This window comes from Erwinia pyrifoliae DSM 12163, from assembly GCF_000026985.1.
Classification (GTDB): domain Bacteria; phylum Pseudomonadota; class Gammaproteobacteria; order Enterobacterales; family Enterobacteriaceae; genus Erwinia; species Erwinia pyrifoliae.
This window is the reverse complement of the sequence record NC_017390.1, coordinates 3030092-3050363: the sequence shown is the minus strand read 5'-3', so window position 1 is coordinate 3050363 and position 20272 is coordinate 3030092. Positions and strand designations below refer to the sequence as shown.

Below are 20272 nucleotides of genomic sequence, written 5' to 3'. Positions count from 1 at the left end.
CAAAAGCCTGATAATTAAATTTGAGTTGCCTATATGCCTGTTTTAGATGCTAAAGTAGAAAGTAGGAGAAAGAACCCGCCTTATATTGCTGTTATAAGAGGTGATGTTGTAGTTTCGGTCGCTGGAAGTGCTTTAAAAAAGATCAGCCATGTTAAAAATAGTCGTCAAGAAATTGCGGTAAGTGAAAGTCAGAATGGTAATGTTCAGATAAAAAATAGGACAGTTCCATTAGCTGTGAATTCGCAAATTTTGCAAGAAATGTTAGCTAATCTGGATAATCTTTCACCTTATGTAACTGACAGGGAAACTGACTCTACCGTCGTTTCTGACAGGAAGCATTCAGGTAATATAAATGATGCTCGCCAACGCCATCCNTCGAACCCATCAACCGATAATATGCCAGCTAAGCCTGTTAGTCGCCTGACTTATGCTAAAGTCGTGTCTGATGATAAGCATTCAGGTAATATAAATGATGCTCGCCAACGCCATCCNTCGAACCCATCAACCGATAATATGCCAGCTAAGCCTGTTAGTAGCCTGACTTATGCTACAGCCGTGTCTAAAGGGAAGCATTCAGATAATATAAAAGATGCTCGCCAACAAAATCAATCAAAACAATCAACAGATAGCATGCCAGCTCAGCCTGCTTGGAAAAATTCGAGTAATGTAAAGAATTTTCACCATAACAATTCTTTATCATCATCAATTAAAGGCGATCAAAAAAGGCCTGAAATTGAACAAATGTATGGTTTAATTGCCGAGGGAGATTATGAAGGGGTCGAAAAGATGCTTAAGAAATCTGGAAAAAATAATGCTCACTCCTTACCGATTTACTTCAAATTGCTGTGCCGTTATGTTGAGCTTAAATTAATTTATAAGGCAGAGAGAATATTCGTTGAAATTTTAAAAGCTAAAATACTTGACCCGGTTGAAAGAGCTTTGACTCATCTTCGGGTTTATTCCAAAATGATACATGGATATTGTTTAGTGGGTGATTTAGCAAAGGCAGAAGTTCTACTGGATAAAATGATTTACAACGCGGAATACAGTCCTGATGTCCTGTCCTTTGAGTCGATTTTTCAAGGGTGTGCTTTTTCTAAAGACTCAAAAGAAAATCAAGAAAGAGCCGAAAGGTTATGGTTAAAAATGAAGGATCTCGGAATCTTCCCTACGAAAAAAATCATCGACTTCCGGATTCTTATCCTCGCCAGAGCTGGTAATATCAAAGAGGTGAAGAACCTGCTAAATATTATGAATATAGAATATAAGGTTGCTCCTGATGCCGAAAGCTATGAAGTGTTAATTGATGGTTATATTCAAGGTCGCCACATAGATGAGGCGAAAAAAGCATTTTCCATAATGAAGGAGCAGATAAATATTCCTCCTACGACCGAAATATATAACCTGCTGCGGAGATATTATGTTAATTCAAATAACACCAAGGAAGCAGATGCGTTGAGAATAAAAATGGAAGTTAACGGATTAAAACCAGATGAGCATACCTATGAAATAGATATGCGTAGGCATATCCAAAAAAATCACATAGATGAAAATAAAATAATTAAAATAATGAGAGATATGTCGAAAAATGGGGTTGAACCGAAGACATTACACTATAATGTGCTGATGAAAGCCCTTGTCATGAAAGGTAAAGCGCAGAAGAAACCCCATGTCAAAAATGTTTATTTCAATAAAGCAAAACAATTAAAGCGGAAAATGGATGAAAAAGAAGAAACTTTGCCTGACATCCATACCTGCACGCACATGTTAGAATGCATTTATAGTGAGGAAGGCCTGGCAGCGGCAGAGGAAGCGCTGCCCAACATGATGGTTGAATACGGAGTTGTTCGTGATGCTGCAATTGAACATTCGATGCTGAGATACTATAGCCATGTCGGTGAATGGATGAAAGCAGAGGAGCAGGAGAAAAAAATCGCTAAGCTTCATCGTCTTAATGAAGAAACCTACTTGTCATTGATACGAAGCTATATCCCTCACGGTAAAACAGAAAAAGCCAATCAGGCGCTATCCAGAATGAAGGCGTTAGGTCTCATCCCTGATATAAAGCACTATAATTCGTTGATGAGATGCTACAGCAATCCACCTAGGGGTATGGAAGAAAAATTACTCGCCAGAATGCTGTCCGGCGATTTAAAAGAAGCAGGAATAAAGCCTGATCGCGAAACTTACGGGAATTTGTGTAAAGACTATATGCGATTTGGATTTTTTAAAGAATCAGAAAGCGTAATGATAAGTGCATGTCGTCAGAAACTTTTTCCTAATGATAGGACATTCTTTATAATTATGAGTAATTGCAGAATAAATAACCTCGAATCCATAGCAAGTAATATACTTAATAATATGCCAAAAGAGCTTATTACTTCTCTGGTAGAAAAGACAGAGACAAAATCACTTAGAGATTTTATCATAAAGGCGTCTGGCTGACGCAAAGAAAATCCTGCCGGCTCGCTGATATTAAGGGTTATTCCACTGCAACTCCCCTCCGCGTGGGGAACTAACAGGGTTACATAAGCTGCCAGCCAAGCTGGCTTTTGCCGCCGCGCATACCCACAGCTAAAATCAACGGCACCTTCTTCTGTCACCATACAGAGCTGTGTGCCAGGCCGGGCAGCTGTTGTCTTGTTATTGACCTGCTAACGCCTTTATCAAGCATACTGGGGTTTTTAAAGGCAGGAGCTAAGAGGGTTGCCATTTCACATGAGTCATGTCTGGCAGAGTAATCAGTGACAAATCAAACAGCACTTGTTTCAAAGTTAACCTCTTTCAGTGTCAATGTGATGTCTTGCACTCGTCGACCTAATCGCTTTGCCGGGCAGCGCGCAGCAGTTCCACTACCAGCGGTGACAGCTCGTTACGCAGCGCGGCACGTTCAGACTGGAACAGCGTGGCAGCATAAAAGCGGTGGCCCGGCAGCTCCATCGCCCGTACATCGCCATCACCATCGTGGGCGCTCAGGCGCAGCGGATATGATTTCAGGTCGGCGACAAAATCAGGATTGACGCCAAAGTTACAGTGGTAGCCTTCCGTTATCTCCGTCTTGCCGTAGGCCTGTGCCAACAGCGTGCCCGGCTCAATTACGATATCCCCGGTTTTCTCCACCAGAGAACAGCTTAATGGGGCAATCACCAGCCGCCCAGTGCTGTCAGTTTCGGCATGGCCGGCATCACTCCAGCCCATAACGTTGCGCGCATACTCAACGATAGCGTACTGGAACCCGCCGCAGGAGCCGAGGAAAGCCACGTTGTTTTCACGCGCCAAGGTGATAGTCAGAAAAGCGCCGTCGTCATTGATATAGGGGCTGCCTGGCACCAGCCAGATAGCATCATATTCACGTAGCTGGCTACGATCGGTGATGCTGGCAGTTGGCAACCACTGTGGGCTGACGTCAATATCAAGGGATTGAGCGGCAAGCATTATCGCCTTTGGAATGGCCTGATGCGCAATGGCATCGGCACGGTAATCACCAACCAGAGCTAAACGAACAGGGGGCATTTGCGTGTTCCATCCAGGTAAAAAAATATATTAGTGAAGGACTCAGACGCTGGCAAGCGGGCCAAACCCTTCATATGATGGCGATCTGTCTTTTACCAGGAGAAGAACATGACGCAGCACATTAATGAATTTGGCCAGCCTGTCGGTGCACCATTGCCTGACTGGAAGGCTGTCTCTCAGCCAGCAGCAAAAGTGATAAACGGACGCTACTGCTGGCTGGAGCCGCTGGACAACGTGCGGCACGGGGACGAGCTTTTTGCGGCTTATGCCTCTGCGCCCGATGACAGTGACTGGACGTACCTCACGGAAGATCGCCCTTCTTCACTGGCGGCATTTCACATCTGGCTCCGACAACGGGCGGAGGAAAAAGGCTTTGTGACCTTCACTGTTGTTTGCGCGCAGCGCAATAAGCCGGTTGGGCTGGTATCTTATTTACGTATCGACCAGGCCAACGGTTCGCTGAAGATTGGCGGTGTTACCTGGTCACCATTGATGAAGCGTACGGTGATCGGTACTGAATCCTTATGGTTAATGATAGCGAACGCCTTCGCGCTGGGTTATCGCCGCTGTGAGTGGAAGTGCGACTCTCTGAATACTCCATCGCGCAATGCGGCGCTGCGCCTGGGCTTCACCTATGAAGGAACCTTCCGCCAGATGATGACGCGTAAAAATCGTTCGCGTGATTCTGACTGGTTCTCAATCATTGACGATGAGTGGCCAGCGCTGGATAACGTCTTGCGCCACTGGCTGTCGGCGGAAAATATTGATGAGTCCGGGCATCAGCGTGCCTCATTAAGTATGTTGATGCGCTCAAAACGCGGGTAAACAGCGATATTGCCCGACCTGCTGGCTAACACCATCGGGCCGAAACGGGTCGTAATCAGCTTGGCTGCCACTCGGATTGCCACCGTGCAATAACGTTTTTAAAAGGGCGTAACGCTAAATTCAATGGGTCTTCAAAAATGACGCAAAGAGGTGAAAAGCACCCATTACAAAATCGTATATCAGATGAGACGTAGTGGTCTGAATATACTGTGAAAATCACCGGTGTTTTGGATGTTACATCCTTTATGTAATTTTTAATTTACATATTTTTTAAGTGGATTGTATGTAATAATATGATTATTAACGTATTTATACAGTTATCTATTTACCTGTTTTTTATTATGGTAATTAATGTGTACACCTTGCGTTGTTTTATGTACTTATTCTGGTACAGTTACGTTTAACCTTTTAAGGATCCCATTAAAACGAATTATCAGGATAACGATCATGCAAAAAGATGCGCTCAACAATGTCCACATCGCTGACGAACAGGTTTTGATCACCCCGGAAGCATTGAAAAAGCAGTACCCGCTGAACAAGATGCTGGAAGGTCAGATTACCGCTTCGCGTCGGGTGATCTCTGACATTATCAGCGGTAAAGATCATCGTTTACTGGTGGTGTGCGGGCCGTGCTCCATTCACGATCCTGAAGCAGCGCTGGCCTACGCACGCGATCTGAAAAAGCTGGCCGATCGGGTTGGCGACAGGCTCTACATTGTGATGCGTGTCTACTTCGAAAAGCCGCGTACCACCGTAGGCTGGAAAGGGTTGATCAACGATCCGCATATGGATAACACCTTCGATATGGAAGCTGGGCTGCACATTGGCCGCAAGCTGCTGCTGAACCTGGTAGAGATCGGGCTGCCTCTGGCAACCGAAGCGCTGGATCCTAACAGCCCGCAGTATCTGGGCGATCTGTTCAGCTGGTCTGCCATAGGTGCGCGTACTACCGAGTCGCAAACGCACCGCGAAATGGCCTCTGGCCTGTCGATGCCGGTAGGATTCAAAAATGGGACTGATGGCAGCCTCGCTACGGCGATCAACGCCATGCGTGCTGCGGCACAACCGCACCGTTTTGTTGGGATCAACCAGGCGGGGCAGGTCTGCCTGCTGCAAACCCAGGGCAACCCGGACGGGCATGTGATCCTGCGCGGCGGTAAACAGCCTAACTATGGCCCACAGGATGTTGCCCAGTGCGAAAAAGAGATGGAGCAGGCGGGACTCCGTCCTTCCTTGATGATAGATTGCAGTCATGGCAATTCTAATAAAGACTTCCGTCGCCAGTCGGGTGTGGCTGAGTCTGCGGTCGCGCAGATCAGAGATGGCAACCGTTCTATTATCGGCCTGATGCTGGAAAGCAACATTCACGAAGGCAATCAGTCTTCCGAGCAGCCGCGTAGTGAAATGCGCTACGGCGTTTCCGTGACCGATGCCTGCATCAACTGGGAAACGACCGAAAATTTGCTGCGTGAAATTTATCAGGATCTGGATGGAGTACTGGCGGCGCGTCTGTCGCAAGAGGACTAACGAGTTATGGTGGCTGAACTGAGCGCGCTACGCGATCAAATCGACGAAGTGGATAAAGCGCTGCTGGATCTGCTGGCCAGAAGGCTGGCGCTGGTGGAAGAAGTGGGTGAGGTTAAAAGCCGCTACGGATTGCCGATTTATGTTCCTGAACGTGAAGCGGCCATGTTGGCCTCGCGCCGCAAAGAAGCACAGCTGCTGGGAGTGCCACCGGATCTGATCGAAGACGTGCTGCGCCGGGTGATGCGCGAGTCGTATACCAGCGAAAACGATAAAGGCTTCAAAACGTTATGTCCTGGACTACGTCCGGTGGTGATTGTTGGCGGGAAAGGCCAGATGGGGCGGCTGTTTGAAAAGATGCTAACCCTGTCAGGCTATCAGGTCAAAATTCTGGATAAAGACGACTGGGGCAATGCTGAAAACCTGCTGGCTAACGCCGGCATGGTGATCGTTAGCGTGCCTATTCATCTGACCGAAAAGGTGATTAGCGATCTGCCACCGTTGGCGCAGGATTGTATTCTGGTTGACCTGGCGTCAGTGAAGAACAAACCGTTGCAGGCGATGCTGGCTGCGCACTCCGGCCCGGTATTGGGTTTACACCCGATGTTTGGCCCGGATAGCGGAAGCCTGGCGAAGCAGCTGGTGGTATGGTGCGATGGCCGTCAGCCGGAGGCCTATCAGTGGTTCCTTGAACAGATCCAGGTTTGGGGAGCACGTCTGCATCGCATTGGTGCGGTGGAACACGATCAGAATATGGCGTTTATTCAGGCACTGCGCCACTTCGCCACCTTTGCTTATGGCCTGCACCTGGCTGAAGAAAATGTCCAGCTGGACCAGCTGCTGGCGCTCTCATCACCTATTTACCGTCTGGAGTTGGCAATGGTTGGCCGGCTGTTCGCTCAGGATCCGCAGCTCTATGCGGATATCATTATGTCCTCAGAGAACAACCTGGCGCTGATTAAGCGGTACTATCAGCGTTTTGGCGAGGCGATTAAGCTGTTAGAACATGGCGACAAGCAGGCGTTTATCGCCAGCTTCCGTCAGGTTGAGCAATGGTTTGGCGACTACGCGCAACGTTTCCAGGCGGAAAGCCGCACGCTGTTACGCCAGGCGAATGACAGCCGGGCTTAAGCTGGCCGCTGTGTGAGGCTACTTAGTGGCCGGGTCTTTACTTCTTTCGCGCTGGCAATGGTTGCATTCATCGACAGCGCGATAGCAACGCCGATACCTGCTGTCGGCCTGCTGCTGCATATCCATATCGGCAAATTCCGCCGGATAACGTTTTTTCGCCATCCTTAACTCACCCGGCGCCATCTTGTTAGCTCATTGTGGATGGAGCTGCGCCTGCTGTGAGCCGCTGTTCACGCTTAGCGACTACCGTTATTCCCGGAACCGGGATCTGGTGGGTCATCTCCCGTGGTGCGTAGCAGGCGACAACCATCATTTGTGGGTGCAAAACGCTCCCCTTTCGGCATCGACGTGAGTCAGGCTACCCAGCTGTGGATGCAGATCAATTCCGGCACCAGCGTGCGTAGCCTACGCCAGCCGCATGACAGGCTGGCGTAATATCAGTGATTACTGTAGGTCGACCGCGACAATATTCTCACTCGGGTAGCAGCCTAACACCTTCAGCGAACGGGTGAGCGGCGTCAGTTCACTCAGCGCCTGCTGAACTTCTTCGCTACGCAGATTCCCCTGGAAATCGATGTAAAACATCTCCTGCCAAGGGTTGCCGGTAATGGGACGAGATTCCAGCTTACTCATGATCAGATGATGTTGACGCAGCACTAACAGTGCTTCAACCAGGGCGCCTGCCTGCTGGCCGGTCGCCATAATCAGCGTGGTTTTCGCCGGCACCTGCAGTGACACCTCAACCGGCTTACGTGCCAGCACGATAAAGCGGGTGATGTTCTGGCGTTGGTTAGCAAGATTACGTTCCAGCACCTGCAAGCTATACAGCGCACCACCGGCTTCACTGCCCAGCGCGGCAACTTTTGGCGAGTTCATCGCGGCAACTTTTTCCATTGCGGCTGCGGTGCTTTCGGTGTACTCAATATTCCAGTGTGGGTAACGGTTAACAAACTGGCTGCACTGCTGGAACGGCTGCGGGTGGCTGTAGACGGTTTCAATCTGCTGCAGGTCTGTACTGCCCGATACCAGCACGCAATGATCGATAGGAAGGGTGATCTCCCCAACGATGGACAAGCTGGTTTGCTGAAGCAGGTCATAAACATCATTAATCGAGCCGGAGGTGGTATTTTCGATGGGCAGTACAGCGTAATCAGCCTGGCCGGTTTCCACCTGGTTGAATATATCGTGGAATTTCAGGCAGCCACTCTCAATAAAGCTATCGAAGTGACGGGCCGCATAGTGGCGTGAAGCCAGATGCGAGTAGGAGCCTTTCGGGCCAAGAAAGGCGATGCGCGCCGAATGGGCGCTGGTATTGTTCAGGTGCTTTTGCAGTAACGCCTGCTGAGTCAGTACGGAGTCTTCAATAATCTGTTGGAACAGGCGTGTAATATAGTGGGCATCCAGCTTGTGGCTTTTCCCCAGGGCGATGAGATGTTCCAGCAGATCGCGTTCACGGTCAATATCGCGTACCGGACGATGGGTGTCCATTTTGGCTTTGGCAACGTCTACTGCCAGCGCACGGCGCTGTGCCAGCAGCGTCAGCAGTTGTTCATCCAGCGCGCTGATTTTTCCGCGCAGAGCCAGCAACGGGTTTTCGGGGTTCATATTTGCTACCTGTCAGTGTTGCTAAAAAAAAGCCTCCCGGTGGGAGGCTTTATTGTTCGTCTTCGCATGACTTCTTACACGACGAATTGCCTCCCGGTTCAGGGGAAGGTAAAAAAGAATGCGAAGATAAACGGTGCGTGTTTCATGGGGCTATCCATCATTGACATCACATTAAAGTAACCGCTGCAATTTCATTATGTCAATAAAAAACGCGCCCGCAGGCGCGTTGTCGACTTTTGTGAACTCACTCTTCTTCAGCTTCGACCACGCTGAGGTCTTTCACACTGGCGGAGGCGCGGCGCGCTTCTCCTTTATGCTGAACTTTGTTCAGCTGGCGCTCAAGTTTGTTAATCAAATCGTTGATCGCTGTATACATATCTTCATGCTTGGCGCTGGCGACAAGCGGGCCGTTGGGCGTATTAATATTAGCATCAGCGACGAATTCTTTAGGTTCTTTAGACAGAACAATATGCGGATTAATCAGGTGGGTTTGCCACTTTTCAAGTTTGGCCAGACGGTCTTCGACATGCTGGCGGATAGCCGCCGTTATATCCATTTGCTTACTGGTAATGTTCAAAACCATGATGCTTACCTCTCTGTCATTTCCGTCCAGTCATTTCAGCATAGCGCGAAAAAACTGAAAATATGTGATTTAAATCACATTTTATTGTCACTTTTTGTCAGGAGGAAGAAAACAGTGATGTCGGCCAATTAAAGTGCCAGGAAAGGTTGTCGGCGGACATTTTCAGTGGCATGTTTGACAGGTTAAGCTGATTGCATGCTCGTTCAAAGCTGATTTTGTCGCCAAAAAAGAGGGCGGGACGAGCGAAAGAAATTTGCAAAAAGGGTTCATGATAAACATGAACCCTTTTTGCATCATGGCCATGGAATCAGGCAATGTCTAAACCATCGTCATGTTACCAGGACTGCGGGTTATGGCATCAGGCTCAGGCCTGATTGGCAGCAATGATTTTTGCCACGCGCTCGGCTTGCGCATTCAGCTGCAGCTTGCGGTAGGCATTCTCCATCAGCGGCAGAGCCTTACGGGTTGCCAGGGTATCCGGGTAATCTTTCAGCATTTGCTCAACGCGATTAACCACTGCAACATAAGCCGCACGTTTAGTGTAGAATTCAGCCACGGACAACTCATATTTAGCCAGGCGATCCTTCAGGAACACGAGGCGTTTGCGCGCATCAGTGGCGTACTGACTGTTTGGATAACCACGCAGCAGCTGTGAGAAGTCTTTAAACGCATCACGCGCATGGGTGGGATCCCGGTCTGAACGGTCGATACCAAAAAAGCCCTGCAGTGCACTGTCATCCAGCGCCATATCCGTCAGACCACGCATGTAGATGACGTAATCAATGTTCGGATGGGTAGGATTCAGGCGCATAAAGCGGTCGATAGCGGCCTGTGCCAGCGGCAAATCGGCATTTTTATAGTATGCGTAGATCAAGTCAAGCTGAACTTGCTGGGAGTATGGCCCGAATGGATAGCGGTTATCGAGCGCTTCCAGTTGCGTTATTGCTCCATTAAAGTTACCGTCCTGCAGTTTTTGCTGGGCAGTGGCATAAATCTCGGAAGGTGGGCTGTCAGGCACCACATCCCTGGAGCCGGAACATCCAGCTAATGCCAGGCTCAACGTGGCTGCAGCCACCAGATATTTCATACGCGTCATGACGATTTGCTTATCCTCAAGTGTTATTCAGGAAGCTGTCCGTTAAGCTTCCGATAGTGACCAGGTACGATAGCACATTATATTAAACGGCATCGCCGTGAAAACCCAACGTTAACAAAGAAGCTGCTTATTTATGGCACAACAAGTAAAACTCAATGCAACGGTAGCCGAATCGCAACTCGGGCATCGCTTAGATCAGGCTTTGGCCGAATTGTTCCCTGACTATTCACGTTCTCGTATAAAAGAGTGGATTCTCAACCGGCACATCACCGTCAACGGCGTGATAATCGACAAACCGAAAGAAAAGGTGCTCGGCGGTGAGCAAATTAGCATCGATGCGGAAATTGAAGAAGAAGCCCGCTGGGAAGCGCAGGACATCCCGCTGGACATCGTTTATGAAGACGAGGATATTCTGGTTGTCAACAAACCGCGTGATTTAGTGGTACATCCGGGCGCAGGCAACCCTGATGGTACAGTTCTTAACGCTCTACTCCACCATTTTCCGGCCATTGCCGACGTTCCGCGTGCGGGGATCGTGCACCGCCTGGACAAAGACACCACCGGTCTGATGGTGGTAGCAAAAACCGTCCCGGCACAAACCCACCTGGTCGATGCTCTGCAGCGCCGAGAAATTACCCGCGAGTATGAAGCGGTGGCGATTGGGCGTATGACGGCGGGCGGCACGGTTGATCAGCCAATCAGCCGTCACTCTACCAAGCGTACCCATATGGCAGTGCACCCAATGGGTAAACCTGCTACCACGCACTATCGCATTATGGAACACTTCCGCGCCCACACGCGGCTGCGCTTGCGTCTGGAAACCGGTCGTACCCACCAGATCCGCGTTCATATGTCACATATCAGTCATCCGCTGGTGGGTGACCCGCTGTACGGCGGCCGTCCACGCCCACCGAAGGGCGCGTCAGAAGCCTTTATTGCCACACTACGTGCTTTTGACCGTCAGGCGCTGCACGCAACCATGCTGCGTCTTTACCACCCGATATCCGGTATTGAGATGGAATGGCATGCGCCGCTGCCGCAGGATATGGTCGATCTGATCGACGCCCTGAAAGCGGATACCGAAGCCTTTAAAGAGCAGCTGGACTGGTAATGGCGCTGATCGTACCGCAATGGTCGGTCCCTGCTAACGTGCGCGCGGTGAACAGTACGCGGCAGGGCGGCGTCAGCCAGGCTCCTTGGGATAGCCTCAACCTTGGCGCGCATGTTGGCGATGAGTTGCAGCATGTACTGACTAATCGTCAGCGCCTGCTGGAAACGGCCGATCTGCCCTCAATGCCACAGTGGCTTGATCAGGTACACGGGACTGGAGTATTAAGGCTGGACTGGAACGTCCCGTCCTCACTACGTGCGGATGCGGCTTATACCCGCACGCCGGGAGTCGTCTGTGCGGTAATGACGGCAGACTGTTTGCCGGTGCTGTTTTGTTCACAGGATGGTCGGGAAGTGGCAGCGGCTCATGCCGGCTGGCGCGGGCTCTGTGATGGGATTCTGGAAGCGACAATCAATGAATTTTCCGCTCCGCCATCGCAAATATGTGCCTGGCTGGGGCCTGCAATTGGTCCTGAAGCGTTTGAGGTTGGGCCAGAAGTGCGCGAAGCATTTCTGACGAAAAATCAGGCAGCTTCAGCTGCCTTTTGTCCGGCAGAGGGAAAGTTTTATGCTGACCTCGGGCAATTAGCCAAACAGCGTTTGCAAGCCAGCGGAGTGCGCCAGATCTGGGACTGTCACCAATGTACCATGACCCGGAATGAGCAATTTTTCTCCTACCGACGCGATGGTGTTACCGGACGTATGGCAAGTTTGATCTGGCTGATATAACCTAGCGCCATAAGACGGTCTGGAAGGGTGTTTTTTTCTCCAAAATATCCGGTCATTTAACTTGAAAATTTGAGGGATGACCTCATTTAATCTCCAGTAGCAATTTGACCTGATAGGGGGAAATTATGCGTCTGGATCGTCTTACTAACAAATTCCAACTTGCCCTCGCCGATGCCCAGTCCCTGGCTTTGGGCCGCGATAACCCATTCATTGAACCTCTGCACCTGATGAGCGCACTTCTCATACAGGAAGGAGGATCCGTTAGTCCTCTACTGACTTCTGCTGGCATTAATGTCTCTTCACTGCGCAGCGCTACCGAACAGGCCATTAGCCGGCTGCCACAGGTGGAAGGGACGGATGGTGACGTTCAGCCCTCTGCCGACCTGGTACGGGTACTCAACCTGTGCGACAAACTGGCGCAGAAACGCAAAGATAACTTCATTTCATCAGAGCTTTTTATTCTGGCGGCGCTTGAATCGCGTGGCTCACTGGCGGATTTGCTAAAATCCCATGGTGCTACCAGCGATAAGCTCTCCAAATCCATTGACCAGATGCGCGGAGGTGAAAACGTGAACGATCAGGGTTCAGAAGATCAACGTCAGGCATTGAAGAAATATACGGTTGATCTCACCGAGCGTGCCGAACAGGGCAAGCTGGACCCGGTGATTGGCCGCGATGAAGAGATCCGCCGCACTATTCAAGTGCTGCAGCGCCGTACTAAAAACAACCCGGTGCTGATTGGTGAGCCGGGCGTCGGTAAAACCGCCATTGTTGAGGGTCTGGCGCAGCGGATTATTAATGGCGAAGTCCCTGAAGGCCTGAAGGGTCGCCGCGTGCTGGCGCTGGATATGGGCGCACTGGTCGCCGGGGCGAAATACCGTGGTGAATTCGAAGAACGCTTGAAAGGCGTGCTGAACGACCTGTCAAAGCAGGAAGGTAACGTTATCCTGTTTATCGATGAGCTGCACACCATGGTGGGAGCCGGTAAGGCCGATGGCGCGATGGATGCCGGCAATATGCTGAAACCCGCGCTGGCGCGCGGTGAACTGCACTGTGTGGGGGCAACCACGCTGGATGAGTATCGCCAGTACATCGAAAAAGATGCCGCGCTTGAACGTCGCTTCCAGAAAGTTTATGTCGCTGAGCCGAGTGTGGAAGACACCATCGCTATTTTGCGCGGACTGAAAGAACGTTATGAGTTGCATCACCATGTGCAGATTACCGATCCGGCTATCGTGGCGGCGGCCACGCTGTCGCATCGATATATCGCCGACAGGCAGTTACCCGATAAAGCCATTGACCTGATCGATGAAGCCGCATCGAGTATTCGTATGCAGATCGACTCAAAGCCAGAATCACTGGATCGGCTTGAGCGGCGAATCATTCAGCTTAAGCTGGAACAGCAGGCATTGAAGAAAGAGTCTGATGAGGCCAGCATCAAGCGCCTTAAAATGCTAGAAGGTGAACTGAGCCAGAAAGAGAGTGAGTACTCTGAGCTGGAAGAAGAGTGGAAGGCAGAAAAGGCGTCGCTCTCAGGCACACAGCATATCAAAGCCCAGCTGGAACAGGCGAAACTGAACATGGAACAGGCACGCCGCCAGGGCGATCTCGGTCAGATGTCTGAACTGCAGTACGGCAAAATTCCGGATCTGGAAAAACAGTTGGCGGCGGCAACCCAGTCCGAAGGGAAAACCATGCGTTTACTGCGAAATCGCGTAACGGATGTTGAGATTGCCGATGTACTGGCGCGCTGGACCGGCATCCCGGTGGCGCGCATGATGGAAGGTGAACGCGATAAACTGCTGCGTATGGAGCAGCAGTTGCATACACGGGTGATTGGGCAGCATGAAGCGGTGGAAGCCGTATCGAACGCTATTCGTCGCAGCCGTGCCGGGCTGGCGGATCCGAACCGCCCGATTGGCTCGTTCCTGTTCCTTGGCCCGACCGGGGTGGGTAAAACTGAACTGTGCAAAGCGCTGGCTAACTTTATGTTCGACAGCGACGATGCCATGGTGCGCATTGATATGTCCGAATTTATGGAAAAACATTCGGTATCGCGTCTGGTCGGTGCACCTCCGGGGTACGTTGGTTACGAAGAGGGAGGCTATCTGACCGAAGCAGTACGCCGCCGTCCTTATTCGGTGATCCTGCTGGATGAAGTTGAGAAGGCGCACCCCGACGTATTCAACATCCTGTTGCAGGTGCTGGATGACGGACGCTTGACCGACGGGCAGGGCAGGACGGTCGACTTCCGCAATACGGTGGTGATCATGACTTCTAACCTGGGTTCCGATCTGATTCAGGAACGTTTTGGTGCCTTAAGCTATGGAGAAATGAAAGAGCTGGTGATGTCGGTGGTCAGCCACAGTTTCCGTCCGGAATTTATTAACCGCATTGATGAGCTGGTGGTATTTCATCCGCTGGGTGAAAAGCATATTGCTTCTATTGCGCGTATTCAGCTGCAACGTCTGTATCAGCGCCTGGAAGAACGTGGCTTTACGCTGCATGTTTCAGATGCGGCCCTTCAACAGTTGGGTGAAAACGGCTATGACCCGGTATATGGTGCAAGGCCTTTGAAACGCGCTATCCAGCAGCAGATTGAAAACCCGCTGGCACAGCAGATCCTCTCTGGTGCATTGGTGCCTGGTAAGACCATCGAAATGGATGTGAAAGATGGAATAATTTTTGCCCATCAGTAATCTAAGGTAAGTCAAAAAAATGGGCCGCAGGCCCATTTTTGTTGATTAAAGCGTCATAAAACCCGCTGAACAGTGCTTTTTGGTTGGAAATTGAACGGTTGAAAAGTTTTTTACGAATAGCCCTTGTCAGCCGTCAGAAACTCCCTATAATGCGCCTCCACTGACACGGAACAACGGCTTACAGGCCGGCGTGTTGAGANGTTCAGGAAGTTCTGAACCGCCGGAAAAANCCTCTGAAAAAGAGGTTGACTCCGAAGGAGGAAAGCGTANTATACGCCACCTCGCGACAGTACGCTTCAGCGACTTGTTGCACCGCTCTTTAACAATTTATCAGACAATCTGTGTGGGCACTCGCAGGATTGATATCAGCGCCGCAAGGCGCAAAAAATATCAAGCCTCATGAGTGAACACATAATGACATTCATTATGACGTTTTACGATTGAGCATCGCTGTCCTGTTTGTAAAAGCAGGTTTCAGCAAATCGAACTTTTAATTGAAGAGTTTGATCATGGCTCAGATTGAACGCTGGCGGCAGGCCTAACACATGCAAGTCGAACGGTAGCACAGAGAGCTTGCTCTCGGGTGACGAGTGGCGGACGGGTGAGTAATGTCTGGGAAACTGCCCGATGGAGGGGGATAACTACTGGAAACGGTAGCTAATACCGCATAACGTCTACGGACCAAAGTGGGGGACCTTCGGGCCTCACACCATCGGATGTGCCCAGATGGGATTAGCTGGTAGGTGGGGTAACGGCTCACCTAGGCGACGATCCCTAGCTGGTCTGAGAGGATGACCAGCCACACTGGAACTGAGACACGGTCCAGACTCCTACGGGAGGCAGCAGTGGGGAATATTGCACAATGGGCGCAAGCCTGATGCAGCCATGCCGCGTGTATGAAGAAGGCCTTCGGGTTGTAAAGTACTTTCAGCGGGGAGGAAGGGGGAAAGGTTAATAACCTTTTTCATTGACGTTACCCGCAGAAGAAGCACCGGCTAACTCCGTGCCAGCAGCCGCGGTAATACGGAGGGTGCAAGCGTTAATCGGAATTACTGGGCGTAAAGCGCACGCAGGCGGTCTGTCAAGTCGGATGTGAAATCCCCGGGCTTAACCTGGGAACTGCATTCGAAACTGGCAGGCTAGAGTCTCGTAGAGGGGGGTAGAATTCCAGGTGTAGCGGTGAAATGCGTAGAGATCTGGAGGAATACCGGTGGCGAAGGCGGCCCCCTGGACGAAGACTGACGCTCAGGTGCGAAAGCGTGGGGAGCAAACAGGATTAGATACCCTGGTAGTCCACGCCGTAAACGATGTCGACTTGGAGGCTGTTCCCCTGAGGAGTGGCTTCCGGAGCTAACGCGTTAAGTCGACCGCCTGGGGAGTACGGCCGCAAGGTTAAAACTCAAATGAATTGACGGGGGCCCGCACAAGCGGTGGAGCATGTGGTTTAATTCGATGCAACGCGAAGAACCTTACCTGGCCTTGACATCCACGGAATTNTGCAGAGATGCGGAAGTGCCTTCGGGAACCGTGAGACAGGTGCTGCATGGCTGTCGTCAGCTCGTGTTGTGAAATGTTGGGTTAAGTCCCGCAACGAGCGCAACCCTTATCCTTTGTTGCCAGCGATTCGGTCGGGAACTCAAAGGAGACTGCCGGTGATAAACCGGAGGAAGGTGGGGATGACGTCAAGTCATCATGGCCCTTACGGCCAGGGCTACACACGTGCTACAATGGCGCATACAAAGAGAAGCGACCTCGCGAGAGCAAGCGGACCTCATAAAGTGCGTCGTAGTCCGGATCGGAGTCTGCAACTCGACTCCGTGAAGTCGGAATCGCTAGTAATCGTAGATCAGAATGCTACGGTGAATACGTTCCCGGGCCTTGTACACACCGCCCGTCACACCATGGGAGTGGGTTGCAAAAGAAGTAGGTAGCTTAACCTTCGGGAGGGCGCTTACCACTTTGTGATTCATGACTGGGGTGAAGTCGTAACAAGGTAACCGTAGGGGAACCTGCGGTTGGATCACCTCCTTACCTGAAGATACCTTCCGGCGCAGTGTCCACACAGATTGTCTGATAGAAGTAACGAGCAAAGTCACACCAGAGTCCCCATCGTCTAGAGGCCCAGGACACTGCCCTTTCACGGCTGTAACAGGGGTTCGAATCCCCTTGGGGACGCCATACCGGTAACGAAGTGAAAGACGTTATCAACCGTATCTCAAAACTGATTCCACCTTAACGGTGAGTCACGTTTGAGATATTTGCTCTTTAATAATCCGGAACAAGCTGAAAATTGAAACGACGTGTCGTATTCATTCGCCGTAATAAGAATGAAGCTAACGATANGTTCGAGTCTCTCAATGCCTGCAACTGACAGACGTCTTTCGGGACGCTTGTGGGTTGTGAGGTTAAGCGACTAAGCGTACACGGTGGATGCCCAGGCAGTCAGAGGCGATGAAGGGCGTGCTAATCTGCGATAAGCGTCGGTAAGGTGATATGAACCGCAACAACCGACGATACCCGAATGGGGAAACCCAGTGCAATCCGTTGCACTATCATGTCATGAATACATAGTGGCATGAGGCGAACCGGGGGAACTGAAACATCTAAGTACCCCGAGGAAAAGAAATCAACCGAGATTCCCCCAGTAGCGGCGAGCGAACGGGGAACAGCCCAGAACCTGAATCAGTTTGTGCTTTAGTGGAAGCGTCTGGAAAGTCGCGCAGTAAAGGGTGACAGCCCCGTACACAAAAAGGCACTTATTGTGAGTTCGATGAGTAGGGCGGGACACGTGACATCCTGTCTGAATATGGGGGGGACCATCCTCCAAGGCTAAATACTCCTGACTGACCGATAGTGAACCAGTACCGTGAGGGAAAGGCGAAAAGAACCCCGGCGAGGGGAGTGAAACAGAACCTGAAACCGTGTACGTACAAGCAGTGGGAGCACCTTCGTGGTGTGACTGCGTACCTTTTGTATAATGGGTCAGCGACTTATATTCTGTAGCAAGGTTAACCGTATAGGGGAGCCGCAGGGAAACCGAGTCTTAACCGGGCGTTAAGTTGCAGGGTATAGACCCGAAACCCGGTGATCTAGCCATGGGCAGGTTGAAGGTTGGGTAACACTAACTGGAGGACCGAACCGACTAATGTTGAAAAATTAGCGGATGACTTGTGGCTGGGGGGTGAAAGGCCAATCAAACCGGGAGATAGCTGGTTCTCCCCGAAAGCTATTTAGGTAGCGCCTCGTGAACTCATCTCCGGGGGTAGAGCACTGTTTCGGCCAGGGGGCCATCCCGGCTTACCGATCCGATGCAAACTGCGAATACCGGAGAATGTTATCACGGGAGACACACGGCGGGTGCTAACGTCCGTCGTGAAGAGGGAAACAACCCAGACCGCCAGCTAAGGTCCCAAAGTCATGGTTAAGTGGGAAACGATGTGGGAAGGCCCAGACAGCCAGGATGTTGGCTTAGAAGCAGCCATCATTTAAAGAAAGCGTAATAGCTCACTGGTCGAGTCGGCCTGCGCGGAAGATGTAACGGGGCTAAACCATGCACCGAAGCTGCGGCAGCGGACGTATCACCCAGGCACATTCACTATAGTGGATAACGATTGACGGAGCGCAGCGACGTCAATGCGCCCATNAAAGTCGAGTGGGCCTCGGGATACGTCCGTTGGGTAGGGGAGCGTTCTGTAAGCCGTCGAAGGTGGACNGTGAGGTCTGCTGGAGGTATCAGAAGTGCGAATGCTGACATAAGTAACGATAAAGCGGGTGAAAAGCCCGCTCGCCGGAAGACCAAGGGTTCCTGTCCAACGTTAATCGGGGCAGGGTGAGTCGACCCCTAAGGCGAGGCCGAAAGGCGTAGTCGATGGGAAACGGGTTAATATTCCCGTACTGGGTGTTACTGCGAAGGGGGGACGGAGAAGGCTATGTTGGCCGGGCGACGGTTGTCCCGGTTTAAGCGTGCAGGCTTGAGTTCCAGGCAAATCCGGAACTCTTTAAGGCTGAGGCGTGATGACGAGGCACCACGGTGCTGAAGTGACAAATGCCCTGCTTCCAGGAAAAGCCTCTAAGCATCAGGTAACATCGAATCGTACCCCAAACCGACACAGGTGGTCAGGTAGAGAATACCAAGGCGCTTGAGAGAACTCGGGTGAAGGAACTAGGCAAAATGGTGCCGTAACTTCGGGAGAAGGCACGCTGGCGCGTAGGTGAAGCGACTTGCTCGCGGAGCTGAAGCCAGTCGAAGATACCAGCTGGCTGCAACTGTTTATTAAAAACACAGCACTGTGCAAACACGAAAGTGGACGTATACGGTGTGACGCCTGCCCGGTGCCGGAAGGTTAATTGATGGGGTTATCCGNAAGGAGAAGCTCTTGATCGAAGCCCCGGTAAACGGCGGCCGTAACTATAACGGTCCTAAGGTAGCGAAATTCCTTGTCGGGTAAGTTCCGACCTGCACGAATGGCGTAATGATGGCCAGGCTGTCTCCACCCGAGACTCAGTGAAATTGAACTCGCTGTGAAGATGCAGTGTACCCGCGGCAAGACGGAAAGACCCCGTGAACCTTTACTACAGCTTGACACTGAACATTGAGCCTTGATGTGTAGGATAGGTGGGAGGCTTNGAAGCGTGGACGCCAGTCTGCGTGGAGCCAACCTTGAAATACCACCCTTTAACGTTTGATGTTCTAACCTGGCGCCGTAATCCGGCGTGGGGACAGTGTCTGGTGGGTAGTTTGACTGGGGCGGTCTCCTCCCAAAGAGTAACGGAGGAGCACGAAGGTCAGCTAATCACGGTCGGACATCGTGAGGTTAGTGCAATGGCATAAGCTGGCTTGACTGCGAGAGTGACGGCTCGGGCAGGTGCGAAAGCAGGTCATAGTGATCCGGTGGTTCTGAATGGAAGGGCCATCGCTCAACGGATAAAAGGTACTCCGGGGATAACAGGCTGATACCGCCCAAGAGTTCATATCGACGGCGGTGTTTGGCACCTCGATGTCGGCTCATCACATCCTGGGGCTGAAGTAGGTCCCAAGGGTACGGCTGTTCGCCGTTTAAAGTGGTACGCGAGCTGGGTTTAGAACGTCGTGAGACAGTTCGGTCCCTATCTGCCGTGGGCGCTGGAAGATTGAGAGGGGGTTGCTCCTAGTACGAGAGGACCGGAGTGAACGCACCGCTGGTGTTCGGGTTGTCATGCCAATGGCATTGCCCGGTAGCTAAGTGCGGAAAAGATAAGCGCTGAAAGCATCTAAGCGCGAAACTTGCCTCGAGATGAATCTTCCCTGGGTCCTTGAGACCCCTGAAGGGACGTTGAAGACGACGACGTTGATAGGCCGGGTGTGTAAGCGCAGCGATGCGTTGAGCTAACCGGTACTAATGACCCGTGAGGCTTAACCTTACAACGCCAGAAGCGTTCTGGGTTGTGTTGAGGGACGAAGAGATATTTTCAGCTTGA

13 protein-coding genes, 1 tRNA gene, 2 rRNA genes and 1 other annotated feature are annotated in these 20272 nt (G+C 51.3%); of the genes, 10 read left to right on the top strand and 6 right to left on the bottom strand.

Features of this window, described 5'->3' with window-relative positions; genetic code table 11:
• Positions 1 to 33 precede the first annotated feature (33 nt).
• On the top strand, positions 34 to 2445 hold the full coding sequence (locus EPYR_RS13945; protein WP_012669023.1) for a hypothetical protein: 2412 nt from the start codon (positions 34 to 36) through the stop codon (positions 2443 to 2445).
• Between the two features lie 372 nt (positions 2446 to 2817).
• Here EPYR_RS13945 and EPYR_RS13940 read toward each other — a convergent pair whose 3' ends face one another.
• Entirely contained in the window at positions 2818 to 3513 is a 696-nt protein-coding gene (locus tag EPYR_RS13940; protein ID WP_012669022.1) for a CTP synthase C-terminal region-related (seleno)protein, read from the bottom strand.
• A 108-nt stretch (positions 3514 to 3621) separates the two neighbouring features.
• On the opposite strand from EPYR_RS13940, the gene EPYR_RS13935 reads away from it, so the two are divergent.
• The 3 genes from EPYR_RS13935 (at position 3622) to tyrA (ending at position 6993) form a co-directional block, all read left to right on the top strand.
• Positions 3622 to 4338 carry a GNAT family N-acetyltransferase gene (locus tag EPYR_RS13935; RefSeq protein ID WP_012669021.1) on the top strand — a complete coding sequence of 239 codons (717 nt, stop codon included), beginning with the start codon at positions 3622 to 3624 and terminating at the stop codon, positions 4336 to 4338.
• Between the two features lie 447 nt (positions 4339 to 4785).
• A complete protein-coding gene (locus EPYR_RS13930) occupies positions 4786 to 5865 on the top strand; it encodes a 3-deoxy-7-phosphoheptulonate synthase (protein ID WP_014539349.1) in 1080 nt (359 codons plus the stop codon).
• Positions 5866 to 5871: 6 nt separating this feature from the next.
• A complete protein-coding gene (gene tyrA, locus EPYR_RS13925) occupies positions 5872 to 6993 on the top strand; it encodes a bifunctional chorismate mutase/prephenate dehydrogenase (protein ID WP_012669019.1) in 1122 nt (373 codons plus the stop codon).
• A gap of 18 nt (positions 6994 to 7011) precedes the next feature.
• Here tyrA and EPYR_RS20665 read toward each other — a convergent pair whose 3' ends face one another.
• From EPYR_RS20665 to bamD, 5 genes are all read right to left on the bottom strand, one after another.
• Entirely contained in the window at positions 7012 to 7155 is a 144-nt protein-coding gene (locus EPYR_RS20665; protein WP_162013509.1) for a hypothetical protein, read from the bottom strand.
• A gap of 282 nt (positions 7156 to 7437) precedes the next feature.
• On the bottom strand, positions 7438 to 8598 hold the full coding sequence (pheA, locus tag EPYR_RS13920) for a bifunctional chorismate mutase/prephenate dehydratase (RefSeq protein ID WP_012669018.1): 1161 nt from the start codon (positions 8596 to 8598) through the stop codon (positions 7438 to 7440).
• Positions 8599 to 8620: 22 nt separating this feature from the next.
• Positions 8621 to 8745, bottom strand: a sequence feature (Phe leader region).
• Positions 8697 to 8744 (bottom strand): pheA operon leader peptide PheL, encoded by a 48-nt coding sequence (gene pheL, locus EPYR_RS20405; RefSeq protein WP_104945190.1) that lies wholly within the window; start codon positions 8742 to 8744, stop codon positions 8697 to 8699. It overlaps the preceding feature by 48 nt.
• A gap of 97 nt (positions 8746 to 8842) precedes the next feature.
• Positions 8843 to 9181: a ribosome-associated translation inhibitor RaiA gene (raiA, locus tag EPYR_RS13915; protein ID WP_004155959.1), complete on the bottom strand. Its 339-nt coding sequence runs from the start codon at positions 9179 to 9181 to the stop codon at positions 8843 to 8845.
• A gap of 364 nt (positions 9182 to 9545) precedes the next feature.
• Entirely contained in the window at positions 9546 to 10277 is a 732-nt protein-coding gene (gene bamD, locus EPYR_RS13910; protein ID WP_012669017.1) for an outer membrane protein assembly factor BamD, read from the bottom strand.
• A gap of 133 nt (positions 10278 to 10410) precedes the next feature.
• Here bamD and rluD point away from each other — a divergent pair, with 133 nt between their 5' ends.
• The 6 genes from rluD to EPYR_RS13880 all read left to right on the top strand — a co-directional run bounded on the left by rluD (position 10411) and on the right by EPYR_RS13880 (position 20215).
• Positions 10411 to 11388 carry a 23S rRNA pseudouridine(1911/1915/1917) synthase RluD gene (gene rluD / locus EPYR_RS13905; protein ID WP_012669016.1) on the top strand — a complete coding sequence of 326 codons (978 nt, stop codon included), beginning with the start codon at positions 10411 to 10413 and terminating at the stop codon, positions 11386 to 11388.
• Positions 11388 to 12116 (top strand): purine nucleoside phosphorylase YfiH, encoded by a 729-nt coding sequence (gene yfiH / locus EPYR_RS13900; RefSeq protein ID WP_012669015.1) that lies wholly within the window; start codon positions 11388 to 11390, stop codon positions 12114 to 12116. Before rluD ends, yfiH begins: the two co-directional genes overlap by 1 nt.
• Positions 12117 to 12241: 125 nt before the next feature.
• Positions 12242 to 14815: an ATP-dependent chaperone ClpB gene (gene clpB, locus EPYR_RS13895; protein WP_012669014.1), complete on the top strand. Its 2574-nt coding sequence runs from the start codon at positions 12242 to 12244 to the stop codon at positions 14813 to 14815.
• Positions 14816 to 15306: 491 nt separating this feature from the next.
• Positions 15307 to 16846: ribosomal RNA gene (locus tag EPYR_RS13890) — 16S ribosomal RNA — on the top strand.
• A gap of 71 nt (positions 16847 to 16917) precedes the next feature.
• A tRNA-Glu gene (locus EPYR_RS13885) sits at positions 16918 to 16993 on the top strand.
• Between the two features lie 225 nt (positions 16994 to 17218).
• Positions 17219 to 20215: ribosomal RNA gene (locus EPYR_RS13880) — 23S ribosomal RNA — on the top strand.
• The 16S and 23S rRNA genes sit together here with 1 tRNA gene alongside, the layout of an rRNA operon.
• The last annotated feature ends 57 nt before the right edge of the window (positions 20216 to 20272 follow it).